Here is a 597-nt window from a genome sequence, read left to right as displayed (position 1 = left end):
GTTCCCGTTCCTGCTCGGCCACGAGGCCGCCGGGACCGTCTCCGCGGTCGGCGCCGGCGTCACCAACGTCGCGGTCGGCGACTTCGTCATCCTCAACTGGCGGGCGGTCTGCGGGCAGTGCCGGGCCTGTCTGAAGGGCGAGCCGCAGTACTGCTTCAACACCCACAACGCCACCCAGAAGATGACCCTCGCCGACGGCACCGAGCTGTCCCCGGCGCTGGGCATCGGCGCGTTCGTGGAGAAGACCCTGGTCCACTCCGGCCAGTGCACCAAGGTCGACCCGACCGCCCCGGCCACCGCCGCCGGCCTGCTGGGCTGCGGCGTGATGGCCGGCGTCGGCGCGGCGATCAACACCGGCGCGGTCAAGCGCGGCGAGTCCGTGGCGGTGTTCGGCTGCGGCGGCGTCGGCGACGCCGCGATCGCCGGGGCCAAGCTGGCCGGCGCGTCGACGATCATCGCCGTCGACATCGACGACCGGAAGCTGGAGTGGGCCAAGAAGATGGGCGCCACCCACACCGTCAACTCCAAGAACACCGACGCCGTCGAGGCGATCAAGGGCCACACCGGCGGCTTCGGGGTCGACGTCGCGATCGACGC

At 72.0% G+C, this 597-nt stretch carries 1 protein-coding gene; it reads left to right on the top strand.

Annotation, left to right across the window (positions count from 1 at the left end; genetic code table 11):
• Positions 1-597, top strand: a 597-nt coding sequence (locus tag MY526_RS26965) for a zinc-binding dehydrogenase (RefSeq protein ID WP_436705495.1), incomplete at both ends; no start/stop codon positions are given.

Source organism: Geodermatophilus sp. CPCC 205761 (assembly GCF_051383655.1).
GTDB lineage: Bacteria > Actinomycetota > Actinomycetes > Mycobacteriales > Geodermatophilaceae > Geodermatophilus.
The sequence above is the reverse complement of the archived record's forward strand: the minus strand, read 5'-3'. Positions and strand labels throughout refer to the sequence as shown.